A 16,257-nucleotide genomic window follows, 5' to 3' on the forward strand; every position below is an offset into this window, starting at 1 on the left:
CGGTCAAACCGGCGCGTCCGTGCTATCGTCGGGCATGCCGAGGATCCTGCGCCGCCTCTCGCGCTCCTTCGCGCCGTTCCGCAGGGGCGAGCGGCTCCTCGCCGAGGGCGCCGTGGAGTCGCGGATCCTCGGCCGCCGCGTCGCGTTCGCGACCCTCGCGCCCCCCGCGCCGCACGCCGGCCGCCGCGATCTTCCGGTCGTGCTCGTCCTGCACGGCCTCGGCGACGATCACCTCGCCCTCGACGACTTCGGGATCGCCCGGAGGCTCGCGCGGGCGATGGCGGAGGGACGGCTGCCGCCGTTCTGCGCGATCGCGCCGGACGGCGAGCGCGGCTTCTGGATCAACTGGCACGACGGCTCGCGGCGTTACGAGGACTGCCTCATCCGGGAGATCCTCCCGGCGGCCGAGCGCGCGCTCGGCGTCGACGCGGATCGAGGGCGGCGCCACGTCGTCGGCGTCTCCATGGGCGGCATCGGCGCGCTCCACGTCGGGCTGCGCCACCCGGAGCTGTTCGCGTCCGCGGCCTCGCTCTCGGGCGCGATCCTCGACGAGGAGCAGGCCAAGCTGTTCGCGCGCGATCCGTACGCGAAGTGGTTCGTGCCGCTCGATCGCATCTTCGGCGACGGGACCGATCGGGAGTTCCTCGAGGCGCACAACCCGTTCGCCGTCGTGCGCGGGCGCGGCGCGCCGCTCGGCCAGGGGCTGTTCATCGCGGCCGGGGAGCGCGAGAAGCCGTTCTTCGCCGAGACCACGCGGGCGTTCCACCGCTTCCTCGAGCGGGCCTCCGTGCCGCACGCGTTCGAGATGTACCCGGGCGGCCACGGCTGGAGAAGCTGGGCGCCGGTCCTGGAGAGGGCGATCGGGTACGCGCTGGCCTCACCCTCACCCTCGGTCCCTCTCCCGGTGCGGAATGACGAGACCTACCCCCTCGGTCCCCCTTCCGATGCGGAAGGGGGAGGCATCTTGATTTGATAGAAAGCATTCGTTGAGATGCTCCCCTTCCCGCGTCGGGAAGGGGCCGGGGGATGGGTCTAGAGCCAGGGCCAGGGGCAATGCGGGTCGTCGAGCGGCTGTTCTTCCGTGTCGACCTCGACGTGATCCGCATCGGGCAGGCAGAAGGTGCCCGGGAAGTTCTCGGGGATGTAGTAGAGGCCCCGGCACTCCCACCCCTCGTCCAGGCGGCAATCGGCGTTCGAGTCGCAGTGGGCGAGGCAGATCGTGTAGGCGTTGTTCGCGCCGACGCAGTCGATGTTGTCGGCGCAGCCGTCGATCTCCTCGGCGTTGCAGCACGCCGTGCAGAAGCCGCCCGGCGCGTTGATCAAGCCCAGGACGTCGGTCAGGCAGCACCGCGGGAACGCCGCGCTGCCCGGGTAGCCGTTGCAGTCCTCGTCGGTCTCGCACGCCGCGCCGAACCCCTCCCACCCGGGCGGCACGTCGCCCTGTCCGTCGCCGGGCGCGGCGTCGGCGTCCGAGTCCGAATCCGAGTCCGTGTCGACGTCGGTCGATCCGCCCGTGTCGTTGCAGTCCATTTCGTGGACGATTTGGTCCCAGCAGCCGGCGCACGTCGAGGCGCCGGCGAAGAGCGCGAGGAGAACGAACCGAGAACGCATGCGACATACCCTCCTTCGCCGGGACCGGAACGAACGGGTCTCGGCGGGTTCGAACTGAGATAATGGGGAACGGGGTGGGGTGTCAACTGCGCGATCGGCGCGGCGAGCGGCGCCGCTACTCGATGACGTACTCGTCGCAGGCGACCTCCATCTTCGCGAGCGCCGCGGCGAGGGCGTCCGGGAGGCTCGTCGTGCAGATGTCCGCGAACACGCCGTTGTCGGTATCGGTCACGCCGACGTAGTTGTTCATCCAGTCGATGAGCCGCACCGACTCGAACGCGCCGGCGTACGTGTCCTCGGGATCGCACGAGCTCGACGCCCAGCTCGTCGCGTCGCAGTCGGTCGCGCCGGAGATCGTGACGAACACCCACCTGTCCTGCGAGCCGAAGCGCCCGTTCAGGTAGGTCCGAAACTCCTCCAGCGGGACGAGCACCTCGGCGGCGGGGTGCGCCGTGTCGGTCATGCACTGATCGTGGCTGATCGTGAAATCGTTGTCCGTGCGGGAGCAGTCGTCCTCGTCCGTGATCACGACCGCGATGAACAGCGAGTCCTCGCGCAGGAACCCCTCGTTGCTCCCGCCCGCCGCGTCCTTCTGGAGCGCCTCGCGCATGCACTCGAGCGGCATCTCGAACGACGTGCCGCCGGTGCCGAGCGACGCCGCCTCGGTGAACGCGGCGGTGATCGCCGTGGTGTCGCCCGGGCCGTCGATCCACTTCGCGTCGCCCACGTCCGCGAGATCGCCGTCGAGGCCCGACTCGCTGAGGTTGATGGGCGGCGGGTCGATGGGCCCCACCGGCGGCGCGTCGATCGTGTAGTCCAGGGTGCGCCCCGTCGAGGTCACGCCGATGCGGTAGGAAACCTGGTCCGCGTTCGCGTTGTTGTAGTCCTCCAGCACGCCGATGAACCCGGGGAACGCCGTCGCGAGCATCTCCTGCTCGCACGCCATGGAGCCCGAGTCGTCGATGACGAACAGGATGTCCATCTTGTCGCACCCGACGTCGGCATCCGAGTCGGTGTCGGTGTCGGCGTCGGTGTCTATGTCGGTGTCGGCGTCGGTGTCGGTGTCGGTGTCCGCGTCGGAGCTCCCGGCGCGATCCCCGGACGTCCCGCACGCCGCGGCGAGCGCCGCCGCGAGCGTCAGAAGGAAGAGCCTGCGAATCGTGTCCATGTCCTGCCTCCCTGGATTCGGAGTGCGTCCCGCCCGGCGCTCGGCGCGTCGTCGGCGTCGCTCATCGGGCCCATTGTACACCCCTGTACAGCGTTCGACGAATGTGGATAACTGCAAACCGCATGCTGCGGGCGTTCACCGAGTCCGTCCTCCTCGTGCGGCCCCGCGAGGGCCGGAGGACGGCGCTCTGCTTCCTGCACCTCCTGCTCGCGTCCGCCGTCTTCGTGATGGGGCGGACCGTGCGCGACACGCTCTTCTTGAGCCGGTTCCCGCTCGACGCGCTCCCCTGGATGTTCGTCTGTTACGGCGTGGCCTCGGCCATCACCGTCGTCGTCTACGCGCAGGTCGCCGACAGGATGCCGCGCGATCGGATGATCGCGATCTGGTGCGGGCTCGGCATCGCGACCTACCTCGGCACGTGGGGCGTCGTGACCTCGGGCGCCGAGTGGATCTACCCCGTGTTCTACGTCTGGTCCGAGGTGTTCGCGAACCTCCTCATCTCGCAGTTCTGGACGCTCGCGAACGACCTCCACGACGCCCGCTCGGCGAAGCGCCTGTTCGGGACGATCGGCGCCGCGCGGGTGCTCGGCGTGATCCTCGTCGGGGCGTGCGCGGGCGCCGTGGTCAAGCTGATCGGGACGGCGCAGCTCCTGTTCGTGCTCGCCGGGCTGCTCCTCCTCATCGGCTGGATCGCGCTCCTGCTCGGCCGGGAGCCGCGCGCCGAGCGGCCGAGGAGCCGCGCCGGCGCGGGCGGGGGGGGGCGGGGCGCCCGCGTGATAGGCGATCCGTACGTCAACGCGCTTGGGCTCATGCTGCTCGTCGCGTTCACCGCGCTGACCATCGGCGACTACCAGTTCAAGGCGATCGCGCGCTCCACCTACCAAGAAGACGATCTCGCGCGCTTCTTCAGCTTCTTCTACGCGGGGGCGGGGATCGTGTCGTTCGTGTTCCAGATCTTCGCGACGCCCAGGGTGCTCGCGCGCTTCGGCGTCGGCGCCGGCGCGGGCGTGATGCCGGTCGTCTTCGGCGCCGCGAGCGCCGCGCTCCTCCTCGGCCCGAGCCTCGCCGTCGCGACGGTGATGAAGTTCGCGGACAACGGGTTCCAGTACACCATCCACGAGACGACGTTGCAGGCGCTCTACGTCCCGTTCGCGGCGTCCGTGAAGGTGCGGACCCGGGCGTTCCTCGACGCGGTCGTCAAGCCGCTCGCCTACGGGATGGGCGGCGGCGTGCTGCTCGTCTTCGCGAGCCGGCTCTCGGTCGCGCGGCTGTCGTGGATCGCGGTGGGGCTCGTCGCGGTGTGGTTCGCCACGATCCCGCTCGTCAAGCGCCGGTACGCCGCCAAGCTCACCGCCACCCTGAGCGCGCGCGGCTCGCTCGAGACCGAGGGCGAGGGGCGGATCGACGGCGCCGCGCGGGCCGTGCTCGTCCGGGCGCTCGAGGGCGCGGATCCGCGGATCACGCTCGGCGCGATCGACGAGCTCTCGGAGACGGACGCCCCGGAGATCCCCCCGGCGCTCGCCCGGCTGGCCGCGTCGAGGGAGCCGGCGATCCGCGTCGCGGCGCTCGAGCGGCTGGGCGCGAGACGGGATCTCGTGTTCGGGATCGCGATCCCGGCGCTCGCGGACGAGGTGCCGGGGGTGCGCGTCGCCGCGATCCGGGCCGCGGTCTCGCTTGGCGACGAGGCGGCGGCGGCGCTCGAGCCGCTCCTCGCGGATTCGGAGGCGCCGGTGCGCACCGAGGCGCTCGCGGTGCTCCTATCGCGGTGCGGGTTCGAGGCGGAGCTGCGCGGCGGCGCCCGCCTCCTCGCGCTCTGCGCGTCAGGCGATCTTGCGGACAGGGTGCAGGCGGCCCGCGTGCTCGGCGCCGTCGGGCGCGGCGTGCAGGGCCTGCTGCGGACGCTCCTGGACGACCCGGAGCTCGAGGTCCGCCGGGCGGCGCTGCGCGCCGCGGGGGAGGCCGGCGGCGATCGGCTCGTGCCCGTCCTCGTGGAGGCGCTCCGAGATTTGCGGCTCCGGACCGACGCCGAGGCGGCGCTCGCCGCGATCGGCCGCGAGGCGGTCGCGCCCGTGAGCGCGCTCCTGGCGGCGCCGGACGCGGGGCGGGGCGCGCGGCTCGTCGTGCCGAGGATCCTGCGGCGGATCCGGGACGCGTCGAGCTTCGCCGCGCTCGCGGGGCACCTCGCGGACGCCGACAGCCGCGTCCGGCTCCGGGTCGCGTCGGCGATGGGCGCGCTGCGGCGCGAGCTCGGGCTCAAGCCGTTCGCCCTGGGCGCGCTCGCGGCGCGGATCGGCGCGGAGATCTCCGACGCCGCGGCGCTGCAGGCCGCGTGGCGCGAGGCGCGGGAGCGCTTCCCGTCGCCCCTGTTCGACGAGGAGATGGAGGTCAGGCGGCGCGGCTGCGTTAGGCGCGTGCTCCGGCTGCTCGAGCTCCGCTACGATCGCCCGATGCTGCGGCTCGTGCGCACGAGCCTCGCGGATCCGTCGAAGCGCTCGAACGCGCTCGAGGTGCTCGACTCGGCGCTCGAGCCCGCGCTGCGGGCCCGCGTGATGACGTTCCTCGACGAGCGCGACGTCGCGGACCCGGCCGGGGCGGCCGGGGAGGACGCGCGGCGCCGCGCCGGAGAGTTCCTGCTCGGGCAGTGCCGCCACGCGAACCCCTACGTGGCGCACCTCGCCCTCGAGGCGCTGTCGAAGGATCCCGACGAGCGCGCGGTGGCGGTCGCGCTCGAGCTCGGCGGGCACGCCGAGCCGCTCGTGCGCGAGGGGGCCGGGCACCTCCTCGAGGCGGCGGGGCACGAGAGGGCGCACAAAATCCTGGAAACGGTGGAGGCGGGCATGCATTCGACGATCGAGAAGATCCTGTTGCTGCGGAGCGTTCCCCTGTTCGAGAAGCTCTCCGGGGAGGATCTCGCCTCCCTCGCGCGGCTCGCCATGGGAGAGGTGCACGAGCGGGGCGACGTCGTCTTCAACGAGGGCGACGCCGGCGACGCGCTGTACGTCATCATCCGCGGCGCGGTCGAGATCCGCAGGGGTGCGGACGACGTCATCGCCGTGCTCAAGGCGCCCGACGTGTTCGGCGAGATGGCGGTGCTCGACGAGTCGCCGCGCAGCGCGACCGCGACCGCCGTCGAGGACGCTGAGCTCCTGTGCATCGGCAGCGAGGAGTTCCACGAGGCGCTGCGCGACAGGTTCGAGGTCGCGGACGGCGTCATCCGGCTCCTCACGCAGCGCCTGCGCGTCGCGGACCAGAAGATCGCAGATCTGGGGTAGATCAGTCTCCCGCCGCGGACATGAAGCCCGCGGTGACGAGTCTACTCGGCCGCGATCCGCACCCCTCGCGCCATCTCCAGGATCTCTTTCCTCAATTTCGGCCACGTGCGAACGCCCTCGTAGCGCACGCCGTTGCCCCACGCGACGTAGAGCCGCTCTCTCTTCGCGTCGCGGCGCACCGCCACGAACCCCTCGAGCGCGAGCGGGTGGTACGGCGCGACGCGCTTCCTCCAGCCCCACGGCCGCCCGAGGAACCGCGCGGTCCGCGTGAGCCTGTCCCCGAGATCGGAGTGGGTCGCGACCTCGCCCTCGTGGAGCGTCGCCTCCGCGCCGAGGAACGCGATCGTCCCTTTCGCCGAGCGCCGCGCGATCGCCGCGGACGGCGCGCGATCCCCCATGGTCCGCAGCCACCGCAGCTGATCCGCCCGCAAAAGCGAGTCCGAGAACGCGACGAGCCCGTCCTCGTCGAGCGCGAGGTCGGCGGGCCCGTCGAGGACGACCGAGTACACGCCGAACCAGGCCTGGTAGAGCGGCGACGCCGGATCCTCGCGCGAAGCGCCGCCCGCGAACGGGTGCTCGGGCGCGCCGAGCACGAAGCTGTTGAAGCCGCGGCGGCCGAGCTCCTTCCACGCGTCGTCCATGTCGGCGCGGATGATCGATGTCCATCCCGGCGCGGGCTCGAACGCGATCTCGTCCGCCGGACCCACCCGATCGGCGACGCGCGCGTTGGCGAGCCAGATGCCAACGTGGACGATCCACGCGTGCCGGGCGAGCATCGCCACGGCGAGGAGCGCGAGCGCGGCATAGAGGGCGGCGCGGCCGAGGGTCCTGCCGCTCATCGGACGTAGCCCAGCGCCCGGAGCGCCTCGACCATCTCCTCGGAGGGCGCGCCCGCCCGGTCCGCGGTCTCCCGCATCTGCGCGACGAGCGCCTCGAGCGCCGCCCGCTTCGGGTGTTCGGCAGGAAGCGTCGCGGAATCGATCTCGCCCGGGTCGGCCGCGAGGTCGACGGCGGTGAGCCGCTCGCCCGACGCGGCGACCTTCTCGCTGCCGGACCAGATCGCGGCGTGGAGCCGAGAGAACCGCTCTCCGAACAGCTCGGTGAGCAGGCCGTCCGGGAAGCCGGCGGCACGCACGGGCCGCGGCTTCTCGGGAAGCGCTCCGGAGATCGCGAGATCGTGAGCCGTGAGCGCCGCGAAGGGCTTCTCGGCGTCGATCCGCACGAACCCGGACGCGGAGCGATACAGGAGCGGCACGCGCGCGACGGGCTCGAGGACGAAAGTCCCGTGGCCGAGCAGATCGTGCTCGCCGAGGAGCTCGCCGTGATCGCTCGTCACGACGAGCCGGTGCTCGCCGCTGAGGACGCCGCGCCGCTCGAGCAGATCGATCGCCTCGCCGAAGGTCCGATCCGCGCGGTGAACGGCCCAGTCGTAGGAGTCGGAGACGTGCGCGACCAGCGCCGCCTTCTCCTCGGCGCCGAGCCCGCCGCGCAGGAATCGGGGGTAGGGCGTCTCGGCGAGCCGCGGGCGGTTGTCGAGCCCCGGTCGCGGCGGGAGCCATCCGACGCCGCCCGGGATCGGGAGCCACGGGTGGTGCGCGTCCGAGACGTTGACGAACAGGAACAGCGGCTTGCCGGCGATCGTCGCCTCGTCGAGCGCCTCTCCGAGCGCGCGGACGAGCGCGTCGCCGTAGAGCGACCCGAACGCGTCCGTGTCGCGGACCACGTCGAATCCCCGGGCGAGCCCGGTCTTCGCGCGGGCCGACACGACCGGGTTGCCGGAGACGAGCGCCGTCGCGTACCCGCGCTTCTTGAAGAGCTCGGCGAGCGTCTCGAAGCCTCCCGCGAGCGGCCGCACCGGATCGCCCCACAGCGGGATCGACTCCTTGCCCGACGGCCGCAGCATGAAGTCCGCGCCGTGGATCTGCACCTCTTCGCCGGTGAAGAAGCTCGCGTGGCTCGGGAGGGTCCAGGTGCCGGGCGCGTAGGCGCGGCACGTCCAGGACGTGCTCCCGGCTCGGGAGAGCGCGTCGAGGCGCGGGGAGGTCGGCTTTCCGTAGCCGCAGAGCGACAGGCGATCGGCGCGCACCATGTCCACGACGATGAAGACGACGTTCGGCGAGCGGAGGCCCGGTCTCGGCGGTTCGCCTGCGCCGCCGTCGCGCACCAGCTGCCAGACGATCGCCGCCACCGCCAGGATCGCGGCGATCGCGCAGACGAAGGCGCGCTTGCGCGTCATCTCGCCGCTCCATCCGGCCGGGCGAGGACCCGCCCCGAGAGCGCGAGCACGATCAGGTACAGTGCCGCGCCGACGAGGAGCGCCGCGCGCAGGCCGACGTGGATGGAGATCAGGATCGCGCAGACCGAGCCGAGCACCGACGTCGCGCTGTTGAGCCCCCACAGCCACGGGGTCCGCGTCGGCGCGCGTCTCGAGATGGCATAGAGCCCGGCCGGGTACGGCATGCCGAGGAGCACGCCGAGCGGCGCGAGGAGACCCGCGGCGATCGCGACCCGCATCGGCGCTTCCTGCGCTGCGGCGCTCGAGAGGAGCGCGTCGCCCAGCCCCGAGACCCACAGCGCGCAGACGACCGCGACGAGCAGCGCCACCGCCGCCCGGAGGCGCCCGGGCCGCGAGCCGCACTCGAGGCGCCCGGAGAGGCGGCTCCCCAGCGCGCCGCCGGCGAGGAGCACGAGCAGCACCACCGCGAGCGTGTAGGTCGGTCGCCCGAGGAATAGCGTCATCTTCTGGATGAGCGCGATCTCGACGCACATGAAGCCGAGCCCGAGGCAGGAGACGTACGCGAGGTCGAACGCCGCGCGCCCACCGCCCGCGCCCAGCTGGCGCCGCGCGAGCGCGAACGGCGCGATGAGGAAGAGGACGACGAGCGCGAGGGCGACGATCGCCACCTTGGCGAGCACGAACAGCCCGTTGCCGAAGAGGTACGCGGGTCGGCTCTGCGAGAGGAGCTCCGAGAGGTCCGAGAGCCGGTTCTGGTAGAAGAAGAACGGCCGGTCGTCGGTCGCGGGCCGCACGTCGAGCGGCGAGTCGGCGTAGAGAGCGGCGAGCGCGGCGGCGTCCTTCGTCCCGGCGATCCTCGCGATCAGAGTGTCCCGCGGGCCGGTCCCGCCGGGGGCGTACGCGACGTCGAACCGGAGCATCCCGGCCTCCTCCCGGATCGCGGCGAGCTCGGCCGCGTCGAACGGCGTCCGATTGACGATGACGTTGTGCAGGGTGCAGCCCGGCCGGCCGATCCAGCGCGTGCCGATCACCGCGATCTGCGCCGCGGGATCTCCGCCGCGCTCCTCGATCGCGCGCCTCGCGAGGGCGGTGAGGCCGGCGCCGCCCGCGAGGCCGGGCATGGTCACCGAGGAGACCGACAGGAGGCCATCGTCCGCGAGGTGGTCGAGGTAGTCGGAGAACGCCTCGGCCGTGTGCAGGCTGTTCTCGGTCAAAGAGTACGCGCCCGCGGCCGTGGCGGCCGAGGTGTCGACCATGCTCAGGTGGATGACGTCGAACCGCTCCTTGGAGCGCCGCACGACGCCGCGGCCGTCGTCTACGATGATCTCGACGTCCGGGCGATCGTAGAGGCCGCCCACGTAGTCGCGGTACGCGCCGCGCATGACATCGTCGACGATGATGTCGTTGATCTCCACGCCGACCACGCGGCGGGCGCCGCGCGCGAGCGCCGCGAGCACGTCCCGGCCGCCGCCCGCGCCGATGACGAGGACCGACCCGGGGGCGCGTGCCGGGCGGATCCGGTGGACGAAGGCCGAGAGGTCGTACGAGACGTGCCGGACCGCCTCGAGATCGCCGTCGAAGGCCACGAGCGGGGTCATGGCGTTCATGTCGATGACGAGCGTCTTGCGATCCGGGATCTCGCCGTCGAACGCCGGGCTCAGGCCCCATCCCTTGAAGCCGCGGCTCTCAAGCACGCTCACCATGGAGAACGAGTTCCACGCGTTGTACTCGACCGCGGCGCGCTCCATCCGGATCCCCTTGGCCGTGCGCACGGCGAAGAGGCCCGTTCGCGCGTCGGTCGCGACGAGGGCGACGGCGGCGAGCCCGACGATCCCCGCGGCGAGGAGGTGGCGGGCGCGGGCGGCGCCGGCGGCCCGGGACGCGAACACCGCGGCGGCGAGGCACGCGACGGGCGCGAGCGCCGCGACCGTCCGCGGCGCGCCGAGGAGGCCGAGCGCGGGGATGACGAGCAGGCAGCCGAGCCCCGCCCCGAGCAGGTCGAACGAGTAGAGGGCGTGGATGATCCGCGCGTGGCGGGTCACGGCGATCGCGATGGCGAGCCCGCCGAAGAAGAACGGGAGCGCCGCGGCGACGAAGGTGACGAGCAGATCGAGCGTGGCGCGCGAGAGGAGGTCGAGCTCGGCGCCCGTGCCGATGTCCGGCGTGCGCAGGAGGAGGACGACGTCCGCGACGACGAGCGCCACGGCGAGCCCCAAGGCGCTGCGCGCGAGGTGGAGGTCGGCGCGCCCCTCGGCGAGCCTCGCCTGCAGGAGGTGCACGCACAGCGCGGCGGCGCCCGTGCCGAACAGCGCGACGGAGATCGCGAGGAACGCGAAGTGGTACCAGATCGTGACCGAGAAGAGGCGCGTCAGCGCCAGCTCCGTCGTGAGCAGGCAGACGCTCACGAGCGCGACCCCGACGCCGATCCGGAGATCCGCGCCGCGCGGCTTCACTGGTGCCCCGTGAGGGCGCTCTTCATCTCCGCGGCGAACGGGGAGTAGCCCGTCTCGATGCCGAATACGTCGATCCCCAGGCCGCCGAACGCCGAGAGCTGATCGTCGGAGAGGCCGCTCTTGAAGTCTGTGATCGCCCCCTGCCGGGCGTTCGCCATCGCCGTGAAGTAGCTCTCGTCCGAGCCCGGGACCGACCTGTCGAAGAGATCCGTCAGGATGCGCCGCGTCTTCTCGGCGCGGGTGCCGGGCCCCTTGACGTGGCCGGCGATCCGATCCGCCATCGAGAGCCCGTCGTCGTCCTCGGCGCGGAGGACGTCGAGCACCTCCTGCTTCGCGCCGTCGATCACCTCGGCGGCGCGCTTCTTCTGCGCGTCCGTGAGGCCGAGCTTTTCGCTGACGTCGTCGAGCTTCACGGACCTTTGGCCGGGCGCCCCGCCGGGCGGCATCTTCTCGAGCAGCTTGCGATCGATGAGCGACTCGATGCCGAGATCCTCGATGTCGCCCGCCTCGAGCGCGTCGAGGCGGCGGCTCAGGGCGCGCAGCTTGAGCATCACGGGCTCGAGGTCGCGCTTCGACTCCGCGCCGTCCGCGTCGGCGGCGCGCGCCGCCGCGTCGAGCTCGTTCTTCGCATTGAGGGCGTCCGCGAGCCCGTCGACCGACTCCTTGGCCGCGTCGAGGCGCGCCTCGAGATCCTGCACAGCGAACGTGAGCCGCACCGAGAGCAAGGCCGCCCCCGCGCCGAGCAGGAAGAGGAAGAACAGGGCGAGCTTCATTCCGGGTGACGTCTTCATGGGGACCATCCTAGTTTTGGAGACGGTGCGTTGAACAGCGGAAAAAGATGTCCGCTTTCGCGGCGCGCCATCGCCGGCGTCGAATTTCGGAAACCTTTTTTCGGAACGTCCGATACGGAAATGCGCCGAACGCTGCGGCGGACGCTGGATGGTGCCCGATCGGGGACGGTCGATTGACGAAATGTAGCCGCGTGGCTACACTCGAGGTGATGGGATGGAGGTTCGCAGGACTGAGAGGTTTGCGCGATGGCTGGACGGTTTGAGAGATATTCGCGCCCGTGCGCGCATTCTGGTGCGAATCGAGCGGCTCGCAAGCGGCAATCCCGGGGATGTGTCGCCGATCGGCGAGGGCGTGTCGGAGATGCGCATTCACTGCGGCCCGGGCTACCGCGTCTACTTCAAGCAGTGCGGAGACGTCCTCGTGGTTCTCTTGGCCGGCGGCGACAAGCGGAGCCAGTTCCGGGACGTGAGGCAAGCGCTCGCGCTCGCGAGAGGGTTGTAGACGGAGGTGCATCTTGAGGAAGACTGTGACGAAACCGTACGATGTGGCCGAGCATCTTCGGACGCCCGCGGAGATGGCGGCGTACCTCGAGGCTGCGTTCGAGGAGGCCGACGGGGACGCCTCGTTCGTCGCCAAGGCGCTGGGCGACATCGCGCGGGCCAAGGGCATGGCGCGGGTAGCGCGCGACGCGGGACTCTCGCGCGAGAGCCTCTACAAGGCGCTTTCCGGCGGGCGCAGCCCCGGATTCGACACGATCCTTCGCGTGATGAAGGCGCTCGACATCCGGCTGCATGCCGGCGCGGCGCGTTGATGGCGACGGTCCGTTCGAGCTCGAGGACTGCCCGGCTCGGCTACTCGATGTACGGTTCGGGGTGCTAACTTCGGTCGATGTCGGCCCGGAAAACCACGTCACTTGTGACATTTTCCGACCGAGGCTATCCTCAATCCGTAGTCCAAAACCAGGGGGGATTCCATGCGGCTCATGACGTCGGTCGTTTGGCTCGCGCTCTGCGGCGCAACGTTCGTGCTGGCGTCGTGCTCCCACGTTAGCGCCGGTGGAATCGGCGACGCAGGGACGGACACCGGAACCGACACGGACGCGGATTCCGATACCGACGCGGACACGGATACCGGCCCTGCGTGCGTGGTCTACGTCAACGGCGCGGACGGCGACGACGGGAACACCGGGGAGTCGTGGACAAGCGCACTGGCGACGGTGCAGGCGGGATTGAACCTGGCCGAGGGCGCGGGCTGCGAGGTGTGGGTCGCGGCGGGAACCTACGTACCCGGCACAACGCGAGGGGCCACGTTCCAGTTGATCGCCGGGGTCGTCCTGTACGGAGGCTTCGCGGGAGACGAGACTGCCCTCGAGCAACGTGTTATCGGCGCGAACGAGACGATCCTTTCTGGTGAAATCGGCGTCGCTGACGACAACTCGGACAACATTTACCACGTCGTGACCGGCGCGGATGACGCCACCATCGACGGTTTTACGATCACGGGAGGCTGCGCAAAGGGAGTATCTCCCGGTAGTAGCGAAGGCGGTGGAATGTACAACTACGAGTCCTCGCCGACCGTGACGAACTGCACGTTCTCGGACAACACGGCGGACTCCGGCGGCGGGATGTACAACGACGGCTCCTCACCGACCGTGACGGGCTGCACGTTCTCGTTCAACCAATCGGCTTTGGGCGGCGGGATGTCTAACGGCGGCGGCTCCTCGCCTGCTGTAACCAACTGCGCATTCTCGAGCAATTCTGCGGGCTTATACGGTGGCGGGATGACCCACCACAACTCCTCGCCGACCGTGACCAACTGCATCATGTGGGGCGACACGGGTGAGTCGGGTGTCAGTGAGATTAGGGGGCTCGGCGAGAGTATCGACGTCGAGGTGGATGTCACCTACAGCAACATCCAGGGCGGGTACGCCGGTACCGGCAACATCGACGCCGACCCGCTGTTCATTGATGCCGAGAGCGGCGATCTCCACCTGCAATCGACCTCGCCGTGCATCGACACCGGCTCGAACGACGCGGTGCCGGACGACGTGACCACCGACCTCGACGGCAACCCGCGGATCGTCGACGGCGACTCCGACTCCACCGCCACCGTCGACATGGGCGCGTACGAGGTTCAGCCGTAGCCCGCGTCCGAATCTCAGCGCTTAAAATCGTCCGCGCGCGACGATTTTCGTCAACCGATGGCCGGATCGTCCGATTCCAGATCTCCTGACATGCCCTGCGTAACCTGCTGAAAAGACACGGACCGCGTTCTGCGGGGCGCGCACTCAAATCTGTCCGGTCTTTCGAGATGCGAGTGGCGGAGGAGCGCGGCCTCGAGCGGTTGGCTGTGATCGAGATCGCGCACCCTTTCGTGTCCGCTCCGTCGTAGCCCCATGGTGTGGAAAATCAGATCGTGCTCAGGTTGCCGCCGTCGCTGCTCGAGTCGCGGACGGACGTGCTCAATGCTCGGTGCACGTTGCGCACCGAGGGAGGCCGTCGCGTGGTCGTCGTGTCCGGCGTCGCGGTTCACGGCTACAGTGCGGACGACGAGATCACGAAGCGGTACGTGATGGTCTCGCTCGTCGAGGCCGGTCACGCGACCCAGGAGGAAGTGGCGCGGGCGTTCGGGGGGACGGAGCGGACGTTGCGGCGGATGCAGCGGCGGTTCGAGGAAGGCGGGATGGCGGGCCTGATGACGCAATGTGGGTGGCGGCCCGGGCGGCGGCGGTTGCCGGAGAAGCGGCTGCAGGAGATCGAGCGGCTCCACGCCGAGGGCGTGAGCAATCGCGAGATCGCGCGGCGCCTGGGCGTGACCGAAAACGCGATCCGCAAGCAGGTCGGACCGACGAAGGATGCGCGGCAGTTGTCGCTGCCGGGCGCAGAGCACGCGCCGGTGATCGCCGCGATGGCTTCACCGTCCATCGTCGAGACGCCCGCGCCGGCCACGCGCAACGAAGCGCTTGCGATGCCGAGCCTCGACGACGACCCTCGCGACCGCTCGCTCGACCGCGGCATGGCGTGTCTCGGGCTCCTCGACGACGCGGCGCCTTTGTTCGCGGACGCCGAGGGCGTGTCGGGCGCGGGCGTGCTGTGCGTCTTGCCGGCACTCGTCCACGGCGGCGTGTTCCGCGTCGCGGCCAAGCTGTACGGCGGGATCGGGCCCGCGTTCTACGGCCTGCGCACAACGATGCTCGTGCTCGTGTTCATGGCGCTGTGGCGCATCAAACGCCCGGAGAGCCTCAAGGAGCGCGACCCCGCGTCGCTGGGGCTCGTGCTCGGTCTCGACCGCGCCCCCGAGGTCAAGACCGTGCGCCGCAAGCTCACGCGCCTCGCCGCACGCCACAAGGCCGCCGAGCTCGCCAAGGAGCTCGCGCGTACCCGCGTCGCGAAGCTGGGCGCCGCGGTCGGCTTCCTCTATGTCGACGGCCACGTCCGCGCCTATCACGGCGAGCGCGACATCCCCAAGGCGCACGTCGCCCGCATGCGCCTCTCCATGCCCGCCACCACCGACTACTGGGTCGGCGACACCAGAGGCGACCCGCTCTTCGTCCTCACCGCCGAGGCGAATGCCGGCATGGTCGAGATGCTCCCGCGAATCCTCCGCGAAATCCGCGGCCTCGTCGGCGACCGCCGCGTCACCGTCGTCTTCGACCGCGGCGGCTGGAGCCCCAGGCTGTTCAAGCTGCTCGTTGACGAGGGCTTCGACTTCCTCACCTACCGCAAGGGAAAGTCGGAGCTCGTCGACGAAAGCCTCTTCGCCTCACACCGCGCGGTGTTCGACGGCAGGCCCGTCGAGTACCTCCTCCACTATCAGGAGGTGGGGTTCCTCGACGACGCGCTGCGCCTGCGACAGGTCACGCGTCTTTCGGACGACGGCCACCAAACGCAAATCGTCACGAGCCGCGTCGACCTCGACGCCGCCGAGGTCGCGTTCCGCATGTTCGGGCGATGGAGACAGGAAAACTTCTTCAAGTACGGACGCGAGGAGTTCGCGCTCGACGCCCTCGCCGACTACCAAATCGAGCCCGACGACCCGACCCGCACCGTCCCCAATCCCGCGCGCCGCGACCTCGCCAAGCAGATCAAAATCGCGCGCAACGAAATCAAAGCGCTCGAGCAGGCCCTCGGCGCCGCCCTCATCGACGCGCACCGAAGCCCCCGCCCCGGAATTCCCGCCCTCGCCGACGCCCACGCCGACGCCGAGCCCAAGCTCGCAGCCGCACGCGAAAACCTCGCGCGCCTCCGCGCCGCGCTGAAACAGACCCCGGAGCGCGTCGAGATCCGCGACCTCTCCGACGGCGCCGTCGTCAAGCTCGCCGCCGAGAAGAAGAGCCTCACCAACATCATCAAGATGATCGCGTTCCAGACCGAGAGCGACCTGCTCGCGCTGCTCGCGCCTGCCTACCGCCGCGCCGAAGACGAAGGCCGCACCCTCCTCCACGAGCTGTTCTCGGGCCGCGCGGATTTGAAGCCCTCGGCGACCGAACTCCGCGTCGTCCTACATCCGCTCTCCTCGCCGCATCGAACCGCCGCGCTCGCCGGCCTCTGCCGTGCCCTCAACGAAACCGAAACCCGCTTCCCCGGATCGAACCTCGTTCTCCTCTTCGACGTGCTCCCCCTGCCGCCATCGAGCTTCGCCTTCCCGGGTCCGAGACCCGCGCCAGAACCTCCGGCCAACGATCCACCGGACATTTAGCCTTCACCCCAGGTCAGGAGATCTGGA

The 16,257-nt window shown here is 70.7% G+C and carries 11 protein-coding genes and 1 pseudogene; 6 read left to right on the plus strand and 6 right to left on the minus strand.

Going from position 1 to position 16,257, the window contains the following annotated elements; all coding sequences use genetic code 11:
- Nucleotides 1-34 precede the first annotated feature (34 nt).
- Nucleotides 35-973, plus strand: a complete 939-nt coding sequence (locus tag M0R80_20390) for an alpha/beta hydrolase-fold protein (GenBank protein ID MCK9461997.1) — start codon at nt 35-37, stop codon at nt 971-973.
- Nucleotides 974-1,032: 59 nt separating this feature from the next.
- Here the strand turns inward: M0R80_20390 and M0R80_20395 are convergent, their stop codons facing one another.
- On the minus strand, nt 1,033-1,611 hold the full coding sequence (locus M0R80_20395; protein MCK9461998.1) for a hypothetical protein: 579 nt from the start codon (nt 1,609-1,611) through the stop codon (nt 1,033-1,035).
- A gap of 996 nt (nt 1,612-2,607) precedes the next feature.
- Nucleotides 2,608-2,691, minus strand: a pseudogene (locus M0R80_20400) (energy transducer TonB).
- Nucleotides 2,692-2,880: 189 nt separating this feature from the next.
- Here M0R80_20400 and M0R80_20405 point away from each other — a divergent pair.
- Nucleotides 2,881-6,051, plus strand: a complete 3,171-nt coding sequence (locus M0R80_20405; GenBank protein ID MCK9461999.1) for a HEAT repeat domain-containing protein — start codon at nt 2,881-2,883, stop codon at nt 6,049-6,051.
- Between the two features lie 41 nt (nt 6,052-6,092).
- On the opposite strand, the gene M0R80_20410 is transcribed toward M0R80_20405, so the two are convergent.
- Genes M0R80_20410 through M0R80_20425 form a run of 4 tightly spaced genes read right to left on the minus strand, consistent with a single transcriptional unit; the run spans nt 6,093 to nt 11,531 of the window.
- Nucleotides 6,093-6,890, minus strand: coding sequence for a hypothetical protein (locus M0R80_20410; protein ID MCK9462000.1), 798 nt, complete (start codon nt 6,888-6,890; stop codon nt 6,093-6,095).
- The gene (locus tag M0R80_20415; GenBank protein MCK9462001.1) at nt 6,887-8,287 is read right to left on the minus strand and encodes a sulfatase-like hydrolase/transferase; all 1,401 of its coding nucleotides are present in this window, start codon (nt 8,285-8,287) and stop codon (nt 6,887-6,889) included. The genes M0R80_20410 and M0R80_20415 overlap by 4 nt, the downstream gene beginning before the upstream one ends.
- Nucleotides 8,284-10,740, minus strand: coding sequence for a hypothetical protein (locus M0R80_20420; GenBank protein MCK9462002.1), 2,457 nt, complete (start codon nt 10,738-10,740; stop codon nt 8,284-8,286). The genes M0R80_20415 and M0R80_20420 overlap by 4 nt, the downstream gene beginning before the upstream one ends.
- Complete coding sequence (locus M0R80_20425; protein ID MCK9462003.1) at nt 10,737-11,531, minus strand: hypothetical protein; 795 nt, start codon at nt 11,529-11,531, stop codon at nt 10,737-10,739. The genes M0R80_20420 and M0R80_20425 overlap by 4 nt, the downstream gene beginning before the upstream one ends.
- A gap of 214 nt (nt 11,532-11,745) precedes the next feature.
- On the opposite strand from M0R80_20425, the gene M0R80_20430 reads away from it, so the two are divergent.
- From M0R80_20430 to M0R80_20445, 4 genes are all read left to right on the plus strand, one after another.
- Entirely contained in the window at nt 11,746-12,033 is a 288-nt protein-coding gene (locus M0R80_20430; GenBank protein ID MCK9462004.1) for a type II toxin-antitoxin system RelE/ParE family toxin, read from the plus strand.
- Nucleotides 12,034-12,046: 13 nt separating this feature from the next.
- On the plus strand, nt 12,047-12,343 hold the full coding sequence (locus tag M0R80_20435) for a putative addiction module antidote protein (GenBank protein MCK9462005.1): 297 nt from the start codon (nt 12,047-12,049) through the stop codon (nt 12,341-12,343).
- Nucleotides 12,344-12,505: 162 nt separating this feature from the next.
- Nucleotides 12,506-13,675 (plus strand): DUF1565 domain-containing protein, encoded by a 1,170-nt coding sequence (locus M0R80_20440; protein MCK9462006.1) that lies wholly within the window; start codon nt 12,506-12,508, stop codon nt 13,673-13,675.
- A gap of 257 nt (nt 13,676-13,932) precedes the next feature.
- Entirely contained in the window at nt 13,933-16,230 is a 2,298-nt protein-coding gene (locus tag M0R80_20445) for a helix-turn-helix domain-containing protein (protein ID MCK9462007.1), read from the plus strand.
- Nucleotides 16,231-16,257: the final 27 nt, after the last annotated feature.

It is taken from the genome of Pseudomonadota bacterium (genome assembly GCA_023229365.1).
Taxonomy (GTDB): Bacteria; Myxococcota_A; Polyangia; order JAAYKL01; family JAAYKL01; genus JALNZK01.